Origin of the sequence: Chryseobacterium elymi (assembly GCF_003385495.1) — a bacterium.
In the GTDB taxonomy this organism is placed as follows: Bacteria; Bacteroidota; Bacteroidia; order Flavobacteriales; family Weeksellaceae; genus Chryseobacterium; species Chryseobacterium elymi.
Genome location: NZ_QNUH01000005.1, coordinates 1 through 20,463 on the forward strand (window position 1 = coordinate 1; position 20,463 = coordinate 20,463).

The 20,463-nt window shown below is 36.7% G+C and carries 24 protein-coding genes; 14 read left to right on the forward strand and 10 right to left on the reverse strand.

Annotated features, from left to right (window positions below):
* The coding region (locus DRF60_RS21555; protein WP_238640086.1) for a hypothetical protein at nucleotides 1–204 on the forward strand (204 nt) is incomplete at its 5' end.
* A gap of 107 nt (nucleotides 205–311) precedes the next feature.
* Here DRF60_RS21555 and DRF60_RS06900 read toward each other — a convergent pair.
* The 4 genes from DRF60_RS06900 to DRF60_RS06915 form a co-directional block, all read right to left on the reverse strand.
* Complete coding sequence (locus DRF60_RS06900) at nucleotides 312–1,130, reverse strand: DUF2314 domain-containing protein (protein ID WP_116011379.1); 819 nt, start codon at nucleotides 1,128–1,130, stop codon at nucleotides 312–314.
* A 145-nt stretch (nucleotides 1,131–1,275) separates the two neighbouring features.
* Complete coding sequence (locus DRF60_RS06905; RefSeq protein WP_116011380.1) at nucleotides 1,276–1,914, reverse strand: hypothetical protein; 639 nt, start codon at nucleotides 1,912–1,914, stop codon at nucleotides 1,276–1,278.
* On the reverse strand, nucleotides 1,898–2,176 hold the full coding sequence (locus tag DRF60_RS06910) for a hypothetical protein (protein WP_116011381.1): 279 nt from the start codon (nucleotides 2,174–2,176) through the stop codon (nucleotides 1,898–1,900). Before DRF60_RS06910 ends, DRF60_RS06905 begins: the two co-directional genes overlap by 17 nt.
* Nucleotides 2,177–2,304: 128 nt before the next feature.
* Nucleotides 2,305–2,733: a DUF4268 domain-containing protein gene (locus DRF60_RS06915; RefSeq protein WP_116011382.1), complete on the reverse strand. Its 429-nt coding sequence runs from the start codon at nucleotides 2,731–2,733 to the stop codon at nucleotides 2,305–2,307.
* 132 nt (nucleotides 2,734–2,865) lie between these two features.
* Here DRF60_RS06915 and DRF60_RS06920 point away from each other — a divergent pair, with 132 nt between their 5' ends.
* From DRF60_RS06920 to DRF60_RS06930, 3 genes are all read left to right on the forward strand, one after another.
* The gene (locus DRF60_RS06920; RefSeq protein ID WP_116011601.1) at nucleotides 2,866–3,273 is read left to right on the forward strand and encodes an RrF2 family transcriptional regulator; all 408 of its coding nucleotides are present in this window, start codon (nucleotides 2,866–2,868) and stop codon (nucleotides 3,271–3,273) included.
* A gap of 184 nt (nucleotides 3,274–3,457) precedes the next feature.
* A complete protein-coding gene (locus tag DRF60_RS06925) occupies nucleotides 3,458–4,345 on the forward strand; it encodes a sulfite exporter TauE/SafE family protein (protein WP_116011383.1) in 888 nt (295 codons plus the stop codon).
* An 87-nt stretch (nucleotides 4,346–4,432) separates the two neighbouring features.
* Nucleotides 4,433–4,723, forward strand: coding sequence for a putative quinol monooxygenase (locus tag DRF60_RS06930; protein ID WP_116011384.1), 291 nt, complete (start codon nucleotides 4,433–4,435; stop codon nucleotides 4,721–4,723).
* A gap of 145 nt (nucleotides 4,724–4,868) precedes the next feature.
* Here DRF60_RS06930 and DRF60_RS06935 read toward each other — a convergent pair whose 3' ends face one another.
* Nucleotides 4,869–6,164, reverse strand: coding sequence for a T9SS type A sorting domain-containing protein (locus tag DRF60_RS06935; RefSeq protein ID WP_116011385.1), 1,296 nt, complete (start codon nucleotides 6,162–6,164; stop codon nucleotides 4,869–4,871).
* A gap of 194 nt (nucleotides 6,165–6,358) precedes the next feature.
* Entirely contained in the window at nucleotides 6,359–7,177 is an 819-nt protein-coding gene (locus DRF60_RS06940) for a T9SS-dependent choice-of-anchor J family protein (protein ID WP_116011386.1), read from the reverse strand.
* 93 nt (nucleotides 7,178–7,270) lie between these two features.
* Here DRF60_RS06940 and DRF60_RS06945 point away from each other — a divergent pair, with 93 nt between their 5' ends.
* The 9 genes from DRF60_RS06945 (at nucleotide 7,271) to def (ending at nucleotide 17,049) form a co-directional block, all read left to right on the forward strand.
* Entirely contained in the window at nucleotides 7,271–9,376 is a 2,106-nt protein-coding gene (locus tag DRF60_RS06945; RefSeq protein WP_116011387.1) for a TonB-dependent receptor plug domain-containing protein, read from the forward strand.
* Between the two features lie 12 nt (nucleotides 9,377–9,388).
* The gene (locus DRF60_RS06950; protein WP_116011388.1) at nucleotides 9,389–10,498 is read left to right on the forward strand and encodes an HmuY family protein; all 1,110 of its coding nucleotides are present in this window, start codon (nucleotides 9,389–9,391) and stop codon (nucleotides 10,496–10,498) included.
* Nucleotides 10,499–10,518: 20 nt separating this feature from the next.
* Nucleotides 10,519–11,397 (forward strand): heme/hemin ABC transporter substrate-binding protein, encoded by an 879-nt coding sequence (locus DRF60_RS06955; RefSeq protein WP_116011389.1) that lies wholly within the window; start codon nucleotides 10,519–10,521, stop codon nucleotides 11,395–11,397.
* Nucleotides 11,381–12,421, forward strand: coding sequence for a FecCD family ABC transporter permease (locus tag DRF60_RS06960; protein WP_116011390.1), 1,041 nt, complete (start codon nucleotides 11,381–11,383; stop codon nucleotides 12,419–12,421). Before DRF60_RS06955 ends, DRF60_RS06960 begins: the two co-directional genes overlap by 17 nt.
* Nucleotides 12,421–13,194 carry a heme ABC transporter ATP-binding protein gene (locus DRF60_RS06965; protein ID WP_116011391.1) on the forward strand — a complete coding sequence of 258 codons (774 nt, stop codon included), beginning with the start codon at nucleotides 12,421–12,423 and terminating at the stop codon, nucleotides 13,192–13,194. The genes DRF60_RS06960 and DRF60_RS06965 overlap by 1 nt, the downstream gene beginning before the upstream one ends.
* A gap of 2 nt (nucleotides 13,195–13,196) precedes the next feature.
* Nucleotides 13,197–13,847 carry a class I SAM-dependent methyltransferase gene (locus DRF60_RS06970; RefSeq protein WP_116011392.1) on the forward strand — a complete coding sequence of 217 codons (651 nt, stop codon included), beginning with the start codon at nucleotides 13,197–13,199 and terminating at the stop codon, nucleotides 13,845–13,847.
* Nucleotides 13,848–13,851: 4 nt separating this feature from the next.
* Nucleotides 13,852–14,880, forward strand: coding sequence for a hemin-degrading factor (locus DRF60_RS06975; protein ID WP_116011393.1), 1,029 nt, complete (start codon nucleotides 13,852–13,854; stop codon nucleotides 14,878–14,880).
* A 389-nt stretch (nucleotides 14,881–15,269) separates the two neighbouring features.
* A complete protein-coding gene (locus DRF60_RS06980) occupies nucleotides 15,270–16,142 on the forward strand; it encodes a ChaN family lipoprotein (RefSeq protein WP_116011394.1) in 873 nt (290 codons plus the stop codon).
* A gap of 277 nt (nucleotides 16,143–16,419) precedes the next feature.
* Nucleotides 16,420–17,049, forward strand: a complete 630-nt coding sequence (def, locus tag DRF60_RS06985; RefSeq protein WP_116011395.1) for a peptide deformylase — start codon at nucleotides 16,420–16,422, stop codon at nucleotides 17,047–17,049.
* A gap of 15 nt (nucleotides 17,050–17,064) precedes the next feature.
* Here def and DRF60_RS06990 read toward each other — a convergent pair whose 3' ends face one another.
* The 4 genes from DRF60_RS06990 to DRF60_RS07005 form a co-directional block, all read right to left on the reverse strand.
* Entirely contained in the window at nucleotides 17,065–17,793 is a 729-nt protein-coding gene (locus DRF60_RS06990) for an NERD domain-containing protein (RefSeq protein ID WP_116011396.1), read from the reverse strand.
* A gap of 115 nt (nucleotides 17,794–17,908) precedes the next feature.
* Nucleotides 17,909–18,331: an organic hydroperoxide resistance protein gene (locus DRF60_RS06995; protein ID WP_116011397.1), complete on the reverse strand. Its 423-nt coding sequence runs from the start codon at nucleotides 18,329–18,331 to the stop codon at nucleotides 17,909–17,911.
* Entirely contained in the window at nucleotides 18,332–18,766 is a 435-nt protein-coding gene (locus tag DRF60_RS07000; protein ID WP_116011398.1) for a MarR family winged helix-turn-helix transcriptional regulator, read from the reverse strand.
* A gap of 31 nt (nucleotides 18,767–18,797) precedes the next feature.
* Nucleotides 18,798–19,430 (reverse strand): NAD(P)H-dependent oxidoreductase, encoded by a 633-nt coding sequence (locus DRF60_RS07005; RefSeq protein WP_116011602.1) that lies wholly within the window; start codon nucleotides 19,428–19,430, stop codon nucleotides 18,798–18,800.
* 248 nt (nucleotides 19,431–19,678) lie between these two features.
* Between DRF60_RS07005 and DRF60_RS07010 the strand changes: the two genes are divergently transcribed.
* A complete protein-coding gene (locus tag DRF60_RS07010) occupies nucleotides 19,679–20,431 on the forward strand; it encodes an SDR family oxidoreductase (protein ID WP_116011399.1) in 753 nt (250 codons plus the stop codon).
* Nucleotides 20,432–20,463: the final 32 nt, after the last annotated feature.

Here is a 20,463-nt window from a genome sequence, read left to right on the forward strand (position 1 = left end):
TTTGTGTGTATTAGTTGGTATAATTCTGCAAATTTAACGTTTTTTAACGTATCAAAGTCATATGAATGTGATTTAATATCAATTTTATCACTTATTCGTGTTTTTATTGGTATGCCAAGTTGTTATAATACAAAAGTATTACTACAAAGCGACAAAACCTGTCGTATTATAATAGGAAGCAAAACATTTACTTTCCATGAATAGAATAGCTGGAATAATTAAGATATAAGAGGAGAAGTAATTTGATAAAAACAAAAAGAGAAACCGAAGTTTCCCTTTTTATATGCTGAATGTTTTTAATCAAATATTATTTAACCTTCCAAAACCGGTATAATATGCTGCCATCTCAATTGTTTAGCGTAATCCAAAGCCGTTTTTCCATTGTTAGATTTTACATTTTTATCTGCTCCGGCTCCCAGAATAACTTTTACAGAGGTAAGATTTCCGGCGATGGTTTCTTTATGAAGAAGTGTAAGTCCGTTTTCATCTTTGTTGGTAAGTTCGTCAGGATATTCCTGAAGGAATTTTAGGAATTCTCCTTCCATATTTTTACTCATCGGATGTTCTATAATATTTTCTGGTTTTTCCTTCTGTTCATTCACTAGTTGTATATCATTGAAATCTCCAAAATCAAGCTGCCATGCGTTGTCGTGCTCTTTTCTTTCATCATCAGACATATCAGCTCGCATTTTATGAATGGTAAATCCACCATAAGCTTTCGGTAAAGGATTGGCGGGTGAAGAAAATAATTTGGAGAGTCCTTTGGGCTTCTTATCAGCAGGAGTGATGGCAAAAAGCCAGTCGCTGATCTCATTCAGTGGAATCTCAAAATAATCTCCAGACTGGATGTTGGTAAGATTGTTGGGATTGTTAATCAGGAATCCGCTTACCGTATCACCGTCAAAATCAACCTCATTGATCCACATGTGTTCTACTGTATTTTCTCCTGTTTCAGGATTTGTTTCACTGAATGCTGCCTTCACGCAGGCAAGGTCAAGACCGGGAATAATTCTTCTGTTTTCCCAGGACAGTTCCCGCCAGAAATATTTAAAAGTTTCTCTTGCTCTTTCATATGCTTCGATCATTTTAGGATCCTGTCCATCAGTAAATATAAACGAATTCTCTTCCATTGTGATTGGTAATTGATATTAATATTTGATCATTATGAAGAGTTTAAAAGTATTGTATAACACTGTTAAACCCGACATTTTTATTTTATTAAAAATACGAAAAAATGTAAACGGTTGTTTGATTTTCGATGCAATAAAGATTTTATTATTCTTGCTCTACAGGCTCAGGAAGCAGACGGGCTGTCTTATAATAGCTTATGTCAGTTTGAATTTTGCTCTGCAGATCCTTAAAAGTAGAATACTCATAATGTTCCCATTCCAGGTCATTATCAGGGTTAGGCGTTTTATCTATTGCCAGCTCAAGTTTTCCGTCTTCCTGATAGCTGAACTCTATAGCAGCATATTTTTCGCCGTTTTCATCAGAAGTGTACCAGCATTTTGTTGTTCTTTCCGGGATAGGTTTCAATGTTTCAGCGTCCAGGATCTGGGAACAGATAAAATTTTCAGGATCATCGTGATAAAAAACCGTTTTTGAGATCAAAGGCTTTTCATCTGCGGATAAGGAATATATTTTGTTGGTAGCAATAATAAAGTCTCCGGAGGATTCCCTCTTTTCAATATCGAAAAGATCGGATTTCTTCTTCAGATAATTTATAATCTGTTTTTCATCCTCATCGTGACTCATAAAATAATTAATATTATATATTTCATCATCAGTGAGGAACTCAATTTCTTTCAGCACCCCGGAATCTTTTTCATAATAATATAAATGATAATCGTCCAGCTTCTCAGCTTTGGCTTTTGAAATCACTTCTCCAAAAATGTTTTTATATACTTTTTTCATGGTTATTAGTTAGTGTATATTGTGTTATCAGTGTATTGGTTCTCTTCTTGATAAAGTTTTTAAATTGGTGATAGAGAATCTCATGCAATTTAGATGCAGATTTTATAGTAAATTCTTTATTCACATGCCACCAAGGAACAAGAAAACGGGCAGAATGACATTGCTTATTGTTAAAGTTTGGGTTTGTACAATCTGAATTTTTTCTCAACGGCATGTGGATGAGCTTTGAGCTTAAAATTCTCAATTCTGCTTCTGTTTTCATGGGTTAGTTTTTACGACTCCAAATATATTTAAAATCAGAGAATTAAGGAATTATATATTAATATTAAATAAAGATTTTTTGATTAGAAATTGTGAGCAAACAGATTGATTTCAGATGCCGAAATTTATTTAAACATCCTTTATAAAATCCTCATATTCATAATAAAACCTTTCAAAACCATCCATTTTCTCCCGGAAAAACTCAAAAGTTTCCTGCCATGTATTTTTATTGAATATTGAAACGTTATGTTTTTCCACCCAGATTTTGCTGATCACTTTTCCGTTATCAAGGGCAAAATGCTCTTCCTTTTGAAAGTCGCCTATAAAATCTTTCAGAATGTCTTCCAAAGACCATATCTTTTCATAATAAGCATTCCGGAAGACTTCATCTTTCATTTCTATATCCAATGAAACCGCTGCTTTTTTATTGTCGGCATAAAATTTAAATGACAGATCCTTGATTTTGGTATCATACAGAATCCATTTTCTCGGAAAAGACTTTCCAAAAGCCGTCCAAAACTCTTTTTTTAGCTGTTGTGTTTCTTGTTTACTGAACATATGGACAAACTTAAGAATTTAATGGGAAAGGAACAACGTTATGGAACGTTAATGTATCAATTGGAGAAATTACCTTTTGCGATCATCATTCTCCATTTATATAATTCAAACTATTTTCTTATTTTTGCTGTAATGCTTTCAAAAAAATCCCAATATGCTTTTAAAGCGCTTTCATACCTTGTAGAAAAAAGGAATGATGGCCCGGTCCTTATTTCCGAAATTGCGGAACATAAGAAGATCCCTTTGAAGTTTTTAGAAAATATTCTGCTGGAACTGAAAAAAGCAGATATCCTTGACAGTAAAAAAGGTAAAGGAGGAGGTTACTTTTTAAGGGGAAACCCTGAAAATGTAAAACTGGCAAAAATCATCCGGCTCGTAAACGGTCCTATTGCCATGTTGCCGTGTGTCAGCTTAAATTTTTATGAAAAATGTGAAGATTGTAATGAAGAGCATTGCGGACTGCATGATGTGCTTATAGAAGTCCGGGATGCCTCTCTGAATATTCTTGAGAAAAAAACTCTGATGGATCTGGTCGACTGACCTGGTCCTTTTTTTTGAATAATTAGTCTACTTATTTGGTAGGATAATATTTTTATTTGATATTTGCAGTACCCCAAATGTTTAATCACACCGAATACTGCTTTATTTCAGTTTTAAGATTCTAAATGCATATGATACAGAATATCTGATAAAGCGATAGAGTAGAGCTGTAATGATATGTAATATGATAATTTCAAGAAAGATCCAGATAAGACTCAATATATTCTTTATTACGGCTGCGGTATTGCTGATTGCTGTTTTATCCATGCATGAAATGGGTTATCTGGATGGGCTGATGAATGTTCTTGCCAAAGACAATTATATTTTTTACTGGATGATGCTGGTCGGCGTTTTCGCGGAGATTGTAGCCGGATCCATGGGAATGGGTTATGGAGTGATCTGTACAACAACCCTTTTGTTTCTGAACATTCCACCTCATATTGTAAGTGCCAGTATTCATTCTGCTGAAAGTTTTACCACAGCTGCGGGAAGTTTAAGCCATATCAAACTCAAAAATGTGAGTAAAAGTTTAGTTAAGAAACTGGCTGTTCCGGCAGTGATTGGAGCTATTATCGGGGCGGTAAGCCTAACCTATTTAGGAGAATACTATGCCAAGATTACAAAAACACTTATTGCTTTTTATACGCTTTATCTGGGAATTCAGATCCTCTCTAATGCTTTTAAAAATAAGCAGAACAGGGCAATGAAAAAGAAAACCAATCTTACAAGGCTTGGTGTAATCGGCGGCTTTATAGATTCATTTGCCGGAGGAGGTTGGGGCCCATTGGTTACAGGGACCCTTATTAAAAATGCTTTTATCCCCAGATTTGCAGTAGGCAGTTCTACCGTTGCCAAATTCATACTGACCATCACAGCCGCCATAACTTTCTTCTTTACCCTTGGGATCCAGCATTGGAATATCATCCTTGGTCTTGTGATAGGGGGGATCATTACTGCTCCTTTTTCTGCCATGCTTACAGCAAAACTTCCTGTTAAAAAAATGTTTCTGGTTATTGGAGCCCTTGTTATTGTAATGAGTTTGATAACTATTTATAAATCAGTTTTCAAGTAAAATTTATCGGCTTTTCAGAAAAATAAATGCCTCAAAAACATGTTTAACATTGAAAATATTCTACTTTTACACCCTAAATATTAGAACATGAATTTGCATATAGTAGCACTTTTTAAGTTTAACGAAAACTACCTGATGGATGCTGTGGAACTGTTTCAGAATCTTGTAAAAGAGACCAGAAAAGAAGAAGGATGCCTTCAGTACGATCTTATTGAAGATAAAGATAACAAAGGAACTTTCTTTCTGATCGAGTTGTGGGAAAGTGTTGAACATCATAACAGACACAACGGGCAGGACCACCTTCTGGATTTCCGTAAAGATGCCTCAAAAATCATGGAAAGCTCTGCAGAAGTTTATAAAGGGTTTAAGATTTATTGATTTAAAAAATTGAAAGATTTAATGGTATTAAGATTTTAATCTTTGAATTCTTCAATTTTTAAATTAAAAAAACATATAAAAGGCGGGCTCAGAATACTGAAGCCGCCTTTTGATTAGAAAAAATAGAAAGTATTAAAATTTTGAGTTATTTTACAATAAGTTTTTTCGTTTCCGTACTGCCTCCGAAAGTGATTTTCACTAAATAATTTCCTGCAGTAAGATGTGATAAGTTCAGATCCTGCTTGTAAAAGCCCGCTTGGTTGGTCAGTTCAGCAGTGTGTACTTTTTTCCCTGTAAGATCATAAACCTCGATGGTTCCCTTATTATTGGCCTTTTCTTTTACATCAAAAAGTACAGTCACTTTTTTGTCCGCTGTTGTAGGATTTGGATAAATCCCGAAAGATGCTTTTTTGCTCACTTCCGTTATTCCCAAAGTAGCTGTGATCTTTTTGTATTTAAAATACATATCTCCGGTAGAAGCACCTCCATTGGTTGTGAAGTACATTCTGTAGTAATCGTTACCTTTTTTCACGTAATACACCACATTATTGTAAACATTTCCGATTCCTTTCCATGAATGACCAATTGTAGTAATGTTGGAAGAGAAATTAGCATTAGCAGGTGTAGAGAATGCGACTGTTTCCTGTGTTTCAGGCTGTACCTTTGCCACTTTTACACCAGGTCCCTGGATGGCTCCTGTAAGAGGATACATCATCATATTATTATAGAAAGTGTAATACTTCGTAAACATTAAGTCCCAAGCACTTTTAGACGGCTCCATATTGGGAACTTTTGCTCCTGTAGTAAATGAGAAATAGTTGAAATAGGCATCATCCGATCCGTTGGCAATGGTTCTTGTTTCAGTAGGCCCCCATGCTGTTCCGTTCCATTTAGAATATTTGAATGTATATCCTGCAAAAGCATCTTCAATGGCAAATTTCACATAAGTATTGGATGTGGTATACTTTAAAACAAAAATAGCTTTTCCTTCAATATGATGGTTCATGGGATTGTATACGCCCCAGCCTGTTGATGGAATATTAGGATTAGGTGATGTAACAGGACCTTGTTCAAAAGCTCCCTGGCTGATATCAGTAGTTTGGTCAGGGTTATATAACGGCTCACCCCAATTTGCTATATTGCTGATATTGATATTATCCCAATCTGCCAGGTTGGTAGAAGCAGTATACACTTCAATATTCAGAGCATCATTAACTCTGGAACCAAATGCAAAATTAGAATTTCTGTAAAATGCTACATCCCAGGTATTCGCCGGCTGGGAAACCATATTTCCGTCGGCAAGGTTAAAAAACACACGATTCTGGTAGGAAGGCCCCATCGTCATATTTGCCTGCGTGTATCCTAATGCATCAGTTTGTGAGAGGACAGTCTGCTGAACAGAAAGAGCCAATACCGAAGCCAATAATAGTTTTGCTTTCATAACATTTTTTTTGAGTTATTATTTAGAATGATTCCACAAAAGTAAATAATTATTTTTAATCATTCTAAATAAAAACATGATATTTGTCGTGTTTCAGAATTTGTATTTAAAAGACAGCCTTAACCGATATAAAAGAGCCAGCAGGAGTTATCTCCGGCCGGCTTCAGAAAGGCATAATACTAGTCTAATAAACCTTATTTTTTGATAAATTTAGATTTTACTGCTGAACCTTCAGCAGTTTCCACCAACATATAGTAAACTCCTGGCTGAAGTCCGCTGATATCAAATTTCTGTCCTTTTAATTTTCCTTCTGCTGCTTTTTGTCCTGAAGCCGAATAAACCTCTATCTTTTTAGGTTCTGTTCTTGTAATGAATTCTAAAGCATTGTTGTCTGAGCTTACAGCAAATCTGAAGTTCTCTTTGGATTTAGCAGTATCGTTAACTCCTAAAGTAGTAGAAGTATTGTACACAACATCATCTATCTGTACCGCTACGTGAGTAGCACTTGGAGTAAATTTAAAAACAATATAAGACCCCGTAGTCGCGGGAATATTAACACTTATGTTCTGAATTACTCCAATTGTAGTTACATCGATAGGGTTTCCTACAGACACAAAAGTCGACATATCGCTGGCGCTTGTTGCTAACCCGATTTGTATTGTTCCCGGTCCGGGAGATGGAGATACCAATGTAGTGGTAAATGTTAAAACTTTATTTCCTGTTAGATTCTCGATTTTAGGAGAAATAAGATAAGAGGGAGATGTTGCATTATTGCCAGCATAAGACTGGATAAATCTCTGCGTATTGTCGTTGTCCAGAGCAGCTACAATCATTCTTGGAGGTGCAGGTGGAAATACACCCGTAATAGGAGCTACAACGGCAGACCATCCTCCCTGAGGAAAAGTCGTGGTTCCAATAGTAAAGTTGTTGAAATTTTCATTAAGCGTCGCTACTTGTGCATGCGCTGTAGCAGCCGTAAACATTAATGTTCCTAAAAGTAGTTTTAATTTCATAACGTTATTTTTATTTAGAATTATTCTACAAAAATAAGTATTTATTTTTAACTATTCTAAATAAAGCATTATATTTGCCAAAATTTTTGCTTTATGAAGAAGAAAGTGCTTTCCGTTCTATCATTATCCATTGCCTTTTGGATGAATGCACAAGAAAAAGATTCTCTTAATAAAAATAAAATAGAGGAAGTTGTTATCACGGGACAGTACACGCAGCAGTCCATCAATAAATCAATATATAAAGTTGAAGTTATAGATGCCCAGCAGATCAAAAATATGGCAGCTACCAATGTTGCAGATGTTTTAAATCAAAGTCTTAATATTCAGATTACACCGGACACCCGGTCGGGAAACTCTACAGCCAATATGATGGGGCTTGATGGCAATTATGTAAAAGTACTGATAGATAATATTCCCGTAGTAGGTGATACAGGATTAGGAAGTAATATTGACCTTACGAAACTTTCACTGAATAATGTAGAGAGAATTGAAGTGGTAAAAGGAAGCATGGGAGTAGAATATGGTAACGGAGCAGTAGCCGGAGTTATCAATATTATCACCAAAAAAAGCAATACAAAAAAGGTAAGTGTTAGAGCTTCTCTGCAGGAAGAAACCGTAAGGGATAATTACGACCTGAAGAAAAAAGGAAACGGAAGGCATATTCAGAACCTTAATGTAGACTATAATATTGATAATAACTGGTTTGCCAATATCAGCTTTAATCATAACCAGTTTATGGGCTATGAAGGAGAGAGCAAAGGTTATAAATATTTTGAAAGAGATAATAAAAGAGGCTTTGAATGGAACCCGAAAGATCAGTACGATGCCTCTGCACTAATACGGTATTCAAAAAATAAAACTTCTTTCTACTACAAACTGTCTTACCTGTACGAAAAATTCAATTTCTATAATCCGGAAGTTAACAGGATTCCCCTGAACGATGGAATGGGAGGTGCACTTTACGAAAGTATAGACCGGGAATATAATACCAAACGATGGGCCCATCAGTTTAATATTCAGACCAGTATTGGGAGTATCCGCTATATGGGAGATTTTTCTTACCAGAACCAGGACAGAAAATACCAGGATTATAATTACGATATTCCCAACAGATCTGTCAGAATCAGCAGGGAAGACACATCTTATTACAAGACAGATGTCATCTATTCAAGAGGAATGTTCAGTAATTTTCTCAATAATAAGACATTCGATTTCCAGCTTGGTTACGAATTGGATTATACCAATGGATATGCAGCTTTGATTGCCGGAGATTTCTTTGGTGAAGCCGTGAAAAGGAAAATTTTCACCTATTCCAACTTCCTTTCTGCAGAATGGAATATTTCAGACCGTTTTTCTGTAAGGCCGGGTGCAAGACTATCCGTCAGTGAAAATTTTGACAACCAGTTTAATTATTCACTTTCAGCAAGATATAAAACTTCTGAAAATTCCAATTTAAGGGCTGTGGCAGGTACTGCAAACCGTTTCCCTACCTACGATGAGCTTTATACATATTTCGTGAATATCAATCACGATGTACAGGGAAACCCTGATCTGAATCCTGAAAAAGGCTTTTCAGCAGGCGCTTTCTGGGACCAGAATTTTTCAGCAAACGACTGGAAAATTGGGTACAGCGTTAATGCATTATATCTGGACGTACGGGACAGAATAGAAATGGTACTCGTAAAAGATCCCTCTACCTACAAGTATATGAATATGGACAAGTACAGAAACATGCTGTTCTCTGCCAATATAGACTTTAAAAAAGACCAGCTGGCCTTATCCTTAAGAGGATCTGTAAGCGGGACTTCAGTATCCCTGAATTCATTAAATCATGCATCACCTACAGATTACCAATACCTTGTTCAGGCAGGAGCGTCGGCAAATTATAAATTGAAAAATACCAAAACGGGTTTTGCCCTTTACTATAAATATACCGGTCCGGGAAGAAATTATGTGCTGGAAAGTGAAGGTACAGGCTTCAGACTGGGAAAAACAGATGATTTCCATATGATGGACTTTATTGTAAGCCAGCCATTCTGGAAAGATCATATGGAACTTTCTGTAGGAGTGAAAAATATATTTGATGTAACGACTATTAACACAACCGCTACTGCCGGAACTGCCCATAACGGAGCGACTGACCGTCTTAATCTGTATTACGGAAGAAGTTATTTCGCGAGATTAATCTATCAATTCTAAAAAGCTACCCTTATGAACTATTTAAAAATATTCGCCCTTTTCTCAGCTGTTGCTTTACAGTCCTGTGTTTCGGCTGATGAAGATCCTGTTCCGGCACCGCCAATTACCGGATCTGTAGTAGAAGTAAAGGTAGGAGGCGCTACCGAACCCAATCAGGTCTGGATAGACTTAAGTGATTATGAAAAGCCTTCTGTCAATAAAAGAACAGACTGGGATCTTGGTTTCTATACCGGAGATGGATTTCATGTAGTGATCAACAGCTCTCTTGCTATGACAGTGGCAAAAGTACCTAATAAAACGGATATTAAAACAGTAACAGAAGCCGACGTTGCCACCCTTAAAGGAAGCATAATGGTTGGGACATTTGATCCGGCCAATATGCAATACATTGATCATCCTGACGGGAATTTCCTTACCCAGACCTCAGGAATTGAACCTATTAAGGAAAATGATGCGGAAAATCCTGTGTATCTGTTAAATCTTGGAAGAGATATTCCGTCTTCTGATAATATCGGGCCAGGCTCAGTTAACTTATCCGGCGCTGCCAGGGGCTGGAAAAAAATTCAGATTTTCAGAGCATTAAACGGGTATAAAATACGCTATGCTGATGTAGGAAATACAACGAGTTACAGTGAGTATTTCATACCAAAAGATACAGATTATAATTTTACTTTTTTCAGTTTCAATGCTGGGATGCCGGTGAAAATTCAGCCTAAGAAAAAAAATTGGGACCTTGGCTTTACCACATTTACCAATGAAGTGTTTACAGCGCCCGGTGTAAGTGCCGGAAGTTATTTCTTTGCGGATTTTGTGGTAACAAATACCCTTAACGGAGTAGGAGTATACCAGGTAACTGCGGCAGGGAATCTTGATCAGGCTTACAATTCATTTAAATTAGGAGATGTGGATCAGTCAAAGTTTATATTTAATGATCAGAGGGCTCTTGGTGATAAATGGAGAACCACTACGGGAACAGCAGATAATCCACAGCCACATGTTTATGCAGACCGTTTTTTTGTCCTGAAAGATGCTGAAGGCTTTTATTTTAAGCTAAGATTTAATACCATGAAAAGCGAAGACGGGCACCGCGGCACTACCAATTTCGAGTTTGACCCTTTATAATAATCAAATAATAGTATATCATGAAAAAATTAATCCTTGCAGCTTCCATTCTGATGGCAGTATATTCATGCAAAAAAGCAGAAAGTGCTAAGACAGAAAATGGAACAGAGACCTCTTCTGAAGCTCCGAAAACGAATAACAAAATCGTTACCCTGAGCGGTGGAATCACAGAAATTGTAAGCGCGCTGGGCCACGAAAAAGAAATTGTAGGAACAGATGTTACCAGCACCTATCCTTCAACATTAAAAGCTACGGCCAAAGACCTTGGACACGTAAGATCCATGACAATCGAGCCGATTATGGCGGTAAGTCCAACTTTGATTTTAGCTTCAGAAAAAGATATCAACCCTGAATTGATGGCTAAAATCAAGTCTTCAGGAATCCAGGCTGAGATTTTCAAGCAGGAATACACGGTAGAAGGAACTAAAAAGCTTATCGCTGATGTAGCTAAAGCAGTAGGAAATACAGATTATCAGAAATTAAACGATAAAATCGATGCTGATCTGAAACAAATTCAGCCTATCGCTAAAAAGCCAAAAGTATTGTTCATCTACGCAAGAGGAAACATGCTGATGGTTTCAGGTAAAAATACACCTATGGCCTCTCTAATCGGCCTTGCTGGTGGAGAAAATGCAGTGAACGATTTTGAAGATTTCAAGCCATTGACACCAGAGGCTGTTGTAAAAGCTAATCCTGATATTTTATTCTTCTTTGAAACAGGACTTCAGGGTGCCGGCGGAAACGAAGGAGCTCTTAAAATGCCGGGCGTAGCACAGACCAACGCAGGTAAAAACAAAAAGATCATTGCAATGGACGGAGGATTGGTTTCAGGTTTCGGGCCTAGACTGGGAGAAGCAGCAGTAGCATTAAACAAACTTTTAATTGAGAACACAAAGTAAACTATACTTTTATCTGACTATAGGTGCCGTACTGCTAGCTATTATAGCGGTACTGGCACTTAATACAGGAGTCTACGATTTTGGAGGAACATCAGCCTTCAAAGTTCTATGGCACTATATAAAAGGTGATCCGGGCTTATCTTTAAGCGATCAATATGTGATTTGGGAGGTAAGAGCATCGAGAATTGTCATGGCCATTCTGATTGGGAGCATGCTTGCTGTCTCAGGGACAAGTCTGCAGGGGTTGTTTAAAAATCCGTTAGCGACCGGTGAAGCAATAGGTTTAACTTCCGGAGCTACACTACTTGCGGCAATTGCCATTGTTTTAGGAGGGCATTTCAAACAATATCTTCCTGAAGTGATTCAGTTTTCACTGGTTGGTATTTCCGCTTTTTTAGGAGCCTTACTGGCTATGATGCTTGTTTACAGGATCTCTACCAGCGCAGGAAAAACCAATGTTGTCATGATGCTGTTAAGCGGTGTGGCCATTACATCTATCGGCTTTTCTATTACAGGATTCCTTATTTATATATCAAAAGATGAACAGTTAAGAGATCTTACGTTCTGGAATATGGGAAGTTTAGCCGCTGCCACCTGGACCAAGAATATTGTTTTGGCTGTAGTGATTGTTATTTCTTACTCAATTTTGCTTCCAAAAGGAAAAGCGCTGAATGCGATGATGTTAGGAGAAAGAGATGCTCAGCATTTAGGAATCAACGTTGAAAAACTGAAAAAGCAGATTGTGATTATTACCTCTTTGATGATAGGAACCTGTGTGGCATTTTCAGGAACCATTGGTTTTGTAGGTCTTATCGTACCTTATATTTTAAGACTTTTATTTAAATCAAATTATGTTTTCATTTTACCGTTGTCAGCTGTTTTGGGAAGTGTTTTACTGTTGATAGCTGATACATTCAGCCGCAGCATTGTGGCACCATCAGAATTGCCCATCGGTATTTTGACTTCCCTGATCGGAGGACCCATTTTTATCGCTATTTTAATTAAATTTAAAAAATCACTCTAATGATAAAAGCGCATCAGATCAATTATCTTCACAAGGATTTCCATATTCTTGAGGGCGTTGATGTCTCTTTAGGGTATGGCGAATTTTTAGCGATTGTAGGACCCAACGGAGCCGGGAAATCAAGCCTTCTCAGTGTTTTAGCCAATGAAATAAGACAGGGAAAACAGGAGGTTTTATTTAAGGAAAAATCCATTTCAGACTGGGAAGTGAAAGTATTATCTCAGCATAAGTCTAAATTTTCACAGCATAATTCCAACGAGATTCCTCTGGACGTAAAAGACGTGGTCATGATGGGACGTTACCCGTACTTTGATTCACAGCCACGCAAAGAAGATCTTGAAGCGGCCAATAAACTGATGTATGAAACGGATGTTTATCACCTGAAAGACAGAGAATACAATACACTATCCGGAGGAGAAAAACAGCGTGTCCATCTTTCAAGAGTAATGGCCCAGCTGGAAAATGAGATTGCTCATAAACTGGTATTTCTGGATGAGCCTTTGAATAATTTAGATATAAAACATCAGTACAAAGCTTTAGAGATTATTAAGAATTTCACTAAAAAGGCCAACAGTGCTATTGTTGTATTGCATGATCTGAACCTTGCTGCACAATTTGCAGATAAAATTTTATTAATGAAATCAGGAAAGGTTTCCGCATACGGAACACCACAGGAAGTATTTACTGCTGAAACGATCAGCCAGGCGTACAATTTTCCGTGCACCATTTGCGGACACCCTATTACCAATAACCCAATGATCATTTTTGGATAACCATGGAAAAAGATGAACTAAAAATCCTTGCGCAGAATCTTGCCAATCCACAAGGAGAAAAAGGCATAGAGATTGGCGAGATGATGAACGCTACCAACATCAGCATGACATTGGAAAGCATTAAAACGCTTTTAATAGAAGATGATGAACATATCCTTGAAATAGGCCACGGCAATGCCGGACACCTTAAAAATATTTTAAGCAGAGCCCAAAATCTGAAATATACGGGAGTAGATATTTCTGAAACCATGTACAATGAAGCCAGAAAGCTGAACAAAGACTTTGAAAGCCAGGCTGATTTTGTATTGTATGAAGGAAAAAAACTTCCTTTTGAAGACAAATCTTTTGATAAGATATTTACAGTCAATACCGTGTATTTCTGGGAAGATCCGGTTGAATTTCTCAATGAGATCCACAGGGTTTTAAAAAAGGGTGGGACTTTCGTTCTTACGTTCGGACAGAAAAAATTCATGGAAAGACTGCCGTTTACAGAATATGATTTTACCATGTACAGCAACAGCGAAATGGAGCAGCTTGTTTCCAAAAGCCACTTCAAGAGAATGAAAATTTCTGAAAAAGAAGAAGATATACAAAGCAAATCAGGAAACGAAACCATCCATAGAATTTATACAGTTTTAACCATAAAAAAATAAAATAATGAGCACATTAGTTAATGATTTAAAGGAAAAATGGGAAGCTCTGAAAGCAGAAAATCCACATATAAGAATAAGAAATGCTGCAACACAGCTGAGCGTAAGTGAAGCAGAACTACTGGTAACAAGCATAGGTGAAGGAGTAACGGTACTTAAACCTGAGTTTCCTGCTATCCTTACCGAAGCAGAAAAGTTAGGCAAAGTAATGGCGCTTACCCGCAATGACGAATGTGTGCACGAAAGAAAAGGAATCTACCAGAACGGTGATTTCAGCAGTCCTCATGCACAGCTTTTCGTAGGAGAGGATATCGATCTTAGAATATTTCTTAACCACTGGAAATCTGCGTTTGCAGTAGTGGAGGGAGACAAAAAAAGTCTTCAGTTCTTCGGGAAAGACGGTCTTGCCCTTCATAAGATTTACCTGACCAAAAACAGTGATGAAGCTGCTTTCGATGCCATTGTAGAGAAATTCAGAGCTGAAGACCAGAGCCAGGCTTTTACTGTCGAAGCTGTAGCACCAAAAGCCCCTGAAAAGGCAGATTCTGAGATTGATACCGAAGGATTCAAAAAAGCATGGACAGAATTAAAAGATACCCACGATTTCTTTATGATGACAAGAAAATTCGGGGTAAGCAGAACCCAGGCACTGAGACTGGCTCCGGAAGGATTTGCTAAAAAGATAGATAATTCTAAAGTGGTTAATGTTCTGGAAGATGCTTCAGAAAAGAATATTCCCATCATGGTATTCGTTGGAAACAGAGGAATTATCCAGATCCATACAGGAAATGTGAAGAAAACACTTTGGCACCAGCAGTGGTTCAATGTAATGGATCCGGATTTCAATTTACATTTGGATGTTACGAAAATTGCAGAAGCATGGATCGTTAAGAAGCCCACTGAAGACGGGGAAGTAACGGCTATTGAAGTATTCAATAAAGAAGGAGATTTCATCGTTCAGTTCTTCGGAAAAAGAAAACCTGGAATTCCTGAGCTGCAGGAGTGGAAAGATTTAGTAGCAGAATTAGAGAAATAAATAGTTAGATGATTTTGAATGGGCCGTTTTGTTTTTTTATTCAAGGCGGCCTTTTGTTTTTAAAGCAGATCGCTGGATTTCCCTGAGAAAAGGTAAATTTGATTTGCAAGCTTTTTAAACCACAAAAGTCACAAAAGCTTATTAAACACTTTAGTTATTTTAAGTTTAATACATCGTGTATATGAAGTACACTTAAGTTCTGTAAAAATCTTTGATTTTTTGCTTATATGTTCTTATGGTTTTCAAAATATTAAAACTTTTTTAAAACTAAAGTGTGCTAAAGTGTTTAAATCAATTAAAAACTTTTGTGACTTTTGTGGTTTAAATCAGCGTAAAATCTGTAATATTTGTAAAAAGCATTTGTGTAATTTGTATTTAAATAAATAAAAATGAAAAATATTTTCATAGCCGTTTTGCTGGCAGGTTTTTGTTCGTTAAGCGGACAGGATTTCAAAGCTTACCAGTTTTATGACAAGAAAGGGAAGGAAGTAAAAGCAGATAAGCTAATCAAAGAGCTGGCTGAATATGATGTTGTTTTCTTTGGGGAAAATCACAACAGCTCTATCAATCACTGGCTTCAGCTGAAAGTGACGGAAGGCTTGTTCCAAAAGAAAAACGGCCAGATTATTTTAGGTGCTGAAATGTTTGAAAGAGATAACCAGGATCAGCTGAATCAATATTTAAACGGGAAGTTCGATGCCAAAACATTAAAGGACTCCGCCAGATTGTGGAATAATTATGCAACAGATTACAAACCGATCGTTGATTTTGCTAAAACTAAAAAGCTGAGCTTTATCGCCACGAATATTCCAAGAAGATATGCTTCTCAGACTGCAAAAGAAGGATTGGAATCTTTGAATACATTAAGTGATAAAGAGAAAGCTTATATTGCTCAGCTTCCCATTAAAGTAACATTGGATACTCCCGGTTATCAGGAAATGAAGGCGATGATGGGTGACCATGCCGAAGGGACAAAAGTGATGAACTTCATTTCGGCACAAGCTACAAAAGATGCTACCATGGCTGAATCTATCCTGAAAAGCATGCAGGCCGGGAAAACTTTTATCCATTACAACGGAAACTATCACAGTAAGGAATTCGGTGGGATCTACTGGTATATCAAGCAAAAGAACCCGAACCTTAAAATGGCGGTGATCTCAGTTTTTGAATCTGAAGATCCTGAGCTGAAAGTTCCTGCAAAAGAATATATCCCGACAGACTTCAACCTGATCATTCCTGCAGATATGACGAAAACATTTTAAATTCTTAGGTTCTTCCTGATGACCAGATTTTTTATAACAAAATAGAGGCTTCGACTCCGCTCAGCCTGACAACGCTAATACTAGTCACAATAGTATCGACTGTCAGGCTGAGCGAAGTCGAAGCCTTTAGCTCATAATCTATATGTAATAAACCCCTTTAAAATTCAATAGAAACGGGCTTTAGCCCGTTTAATTTTATGAAAATATCCAAACAAAGGCTTCAGCTCAATTAGATGTTTGAAACACATTAGCTATCTTTGTCTCACAAATTATAAAAATGAAAAAAATATCTTTTCTGTTTATCTTTTTTATCGGACTCATCCATGCACAGAAACTGATATCAAACGAAATTTCGCTTATTAATCAGGGAGATATTGCTACAGCATTACCAATTTACCAGACTACAGATTCTCATCAGCATAAAACTTTATTAAGTCTTTCAACAGAAATTGATCCGGTTGATTCCAATACCGCAACTTTGGTTAAAAGAATGAAAGAATCTCTTCTTTCAACAGACGGTGGAGTGGGAATTGCAGCGCCACAGGTCGGGATCAACAGAAAAGTAATCTGGGTACAGCGTTTTGATAAAGAAGGAAATCCTCTGGAATATTTCATCAATCCTGTCATTGTCTGGAAGTCAGAATTACAGAATCTTGGTCCCGAAGGAGATCTTTCTATTCCTGAATTCAGGGATCAGTTTTACAGAAGTAAAGTAATTAAGTTAGAATATGTGGATTTAAAAGGACAGAGGTATGCGGAGATTGTAGAAGGTTTTACTGCGGTAATTTTCCAGCATGAAATAGACCATCTCTTCGGCATCCTGATTTCTGATAAAAAAGAAAAAGAAAAAAATGATTCTTATAAAAAGGTGGATGCTTTTAAAAGGAGTGATTCTACAACGAGATAATGTTTTGTTTTCAGATTAAGTATTGCTTTCCTTTCTTGTGTATTTGCATTTCGGAAAATTAGCACAACCCCAAAAAAGCCCATATTGACCATTTCTTTTAATAAGATTTCCACCGCAGTTTGGGCATGAACCATTACTGTTAATCTTAGAATTGGCTATTATTCTTTTATCTTGATTCCGGTTGTTTATTTTTGCAGTGAGAAGTGTTGCGACAATTTCGTTCTTGGTTTGTTCGTTAATATAAGCCGAATCATATTTTTTTATTGTTCTGACTAACCTGTTTATATAAACAACATCGGTATATGTTTTGGTTTTAAGCGTTGCTCTTTTTGTGAAGGTAACTATCGAATAATATCTCAGATATTTATAATTTTTCAGTACATGTTTTAAAGCATAAATATGGCCTTGGTTTTGCAAAACAGGATTGTAAAACTTACGTCTGTATTTATAAATAGCCTGGACCCAGTATTTGTCTTTTTCATAGCCTAAAATCCAGCCTTTATAATTCTTGGTTTCAATAACAAATATCCCATAATCTGAAACAATAATATGATCTATCTGCGAAGTGGAACCTTTAATGTTTAATTCAATATTATTCAGGACAATGTATTTTTCATTATTTAGCCTCTTTAAGGCTTTTGAAACTTTGTTCTCACCAATAAATCCTTTTATTTTTGGAGTGTAGTATTTGATGAATAAAATACCCAGGACTAATAGAAAAATAATTAGAAAAATAATATCCATACTATTTGTATATTATTTCTGTTAATGCTTCTACGCTTATTGGGTTGGTTGTCATTGGTAAATAAAAAAATCTGTCTCCAAAGAAACAGATTTTTTTATAAAAAAGAAACTAATCTTAGTGATTCGTCACCGAAAGCTTCACCTCCATATTACCTCTTGTTGCATTAGAATATGGGCAAATCTGGTGCGCTTTTTCAGTTAATTCCTGTGCTTCTTCAATAGAAACTCCCGGAATATTAACATCCAGTTCTGCTGCCAGCCCAAAACCTCCGTTCTCCAGCTGCCCAATACTGATTTGTGCAGTAACTGTTGTTTCACCGGTTTTTACCTTTGAAAGACTGATCACTCTGTTAAGAGCACTGTCAAAACAAGCTGAATATCCGGCAGCAAAAAGCATTTCAGGATTAGCGAAGTCATCATTGCCGCCACCTAAAGCTTTAGGCATTCTTACATCAAGTTCCAAAACTCCGTTTTCACTTTTTACATGACCGTTTCTTCCGCCTTGTGCTGTTACTTTGGTTGTATATAATGTTTTCATTTATTTTTCTATTTTGTTTAATATTTTTAGGATAGTCTCTTTGAGATGAAGAAGATCTTCCGTCTCTATACCAATTTTGTCCTTAATTTTTCCGGGAATCTCACAGGCTTTCTGCTGCAACTGTCTTCCTGATTCCGTTAAAAAGACTTCAACCACTCTTTCATCCTCTTTTTTTCTCTTTCTGGAAATAATTCCCTTAGTCTCAAGTCTTTTCAGAAGAGGAGTTAATGTTCCGCTGTCCAGAAACAGCTTTTCACCGATATGGTTCACTGCAAGACCGTCATTCTCCCATAATACCATCATCACAAGATACTGCGAATACGTAATATCGATCTCATCAAGGAATGGACGATAAAGCCCTGTGATCTCCTTGGCAATAACATAAAGCGGAAAGCAGATTTGGTTTTCTAGTTGTAGTGATTTTGAATTTTCCATAAAGCTGAACTTGAGAGTGGTAATAAATATATTACTTTTTAATGATGAATTCCTCCATTGGAACTCTTACTTTTTTCATAGTAGAAAGCCAGTCATTGGCTGCATCTCTATAACCAAGATATAACAGGCTTACGCTTTTTAAACCTAATTCTTTAAGATTAAGAATTTCATCCACTATTTCATTACTGAACCCTTCTGCAGGTGTACTGTCTATTTTTAATTCTGCAGCCTGAGCCATAGCTAAACCAAGTGCAATATAAGTCTGGCGTGCAGTATGGGCAAAATGTTCTGCGGGAGTCTGAGCCCCGTACATTTCTTTAATCTTATCGGTATAGCTTCCGAAACGACCTCTTGGCAAATCTCTTACATCGGTGTGATAATCGTAAACCTTATCAATTTTTTCGTTGGAATAACTGTCCCAGGCAGCAAATACTAAAACATGGGAACTGTCTCTCATTACTTCTGGATTTAGCGCTCCCTGTACCATCTTTTCTTTTAATTCCTGATTTTCTACAACGATAACGCGGAATGGCTGAAGCCCTGATGAAGTAGGCGCCAGTCTTGCTGCTTCTAAAATGGTGTTAAGGTCTTTTTCCGTTACTTTTTTTGAAGGATCATATGCTTTTACCGCATGTCTCCATTGTAAGTCTTCTATTAATGACATTTCTATTATTTTAAATTTATATTTTTTGTTATTTATCATCACTTAAAAGGTGTGATGAATTCTGATACAAATGTATCATTAATTAAATTGTGTGCAATTTAATTTTGATAGATTTAATTGATGTGCATTTTAGAAAAAACAAATTGGTGAAGTAAATCAAGCTTGGTTCCTTTATTTTCAACAAGAATCGGATTTTTTGTTAAGCTCTTTATTTGAAACTTTGCAGTAGAATTAATAATTAAAAGAATATGCAGAGATTTAAAAACAAAACAGCCCTGATCACAGGAGGAACCAATGGAATGGGATTCGCAACTGCACAGCAGTTCATTAGTGAAGGAGGTAGCGTTATTATTACAGGCCGAAGTGAAGAAACAGTAAGTCAGGCTTTAGAAAAACTGGGTGATAAAGCTTCAGGAATTGTTTCTGACGCTGGAAGTATGAAAGACCTTATGAATCTGCAGGAAGAGGTGAAAAGATATACGGAAATTATAGATGTACTTTTTGCCAATGCAGGGTATGGAAAATTTTCCCTGATAGAAAATGTGGATGAAAATCATTTTGATGAGCTATTCAACGTTCTTGTAAAAGGTTCTTTCTTTACGGTACAGCAAATACTACCTTTAATGAGACAGGGAAGCTCTGTAATTTTCAATACTTCTGTGGCGACTGAAATTGCAATGCTCAATTTTTCAGTTTATTCAGCTGCAAAATCAGCGGTGCAGTCTTTTATCAAAACTTTCGCTTTAGAACTTACAGAACGTGGAATTAGAGTTAATGGAGTAAGTCCCGGACATATTAAAACCAATATTTTTAATAACACAGGTTTAAATACTGAGCAGATTGACAGTGCAGTTCATGGTATCATTCCTACTATTCCTTTTAAAAGATTGGGAGAACCGGAGGAAGTTGCCAATGCAGTATTGTTTTTAGCTTCGGAAGAGGCTTCTTATATTCATGGAGCTGAAATTAAGGTAGATGCAGGAATTTCCGTTATAAGATAACGTTAAAAACCCCAACATATCAATGTCGGGGT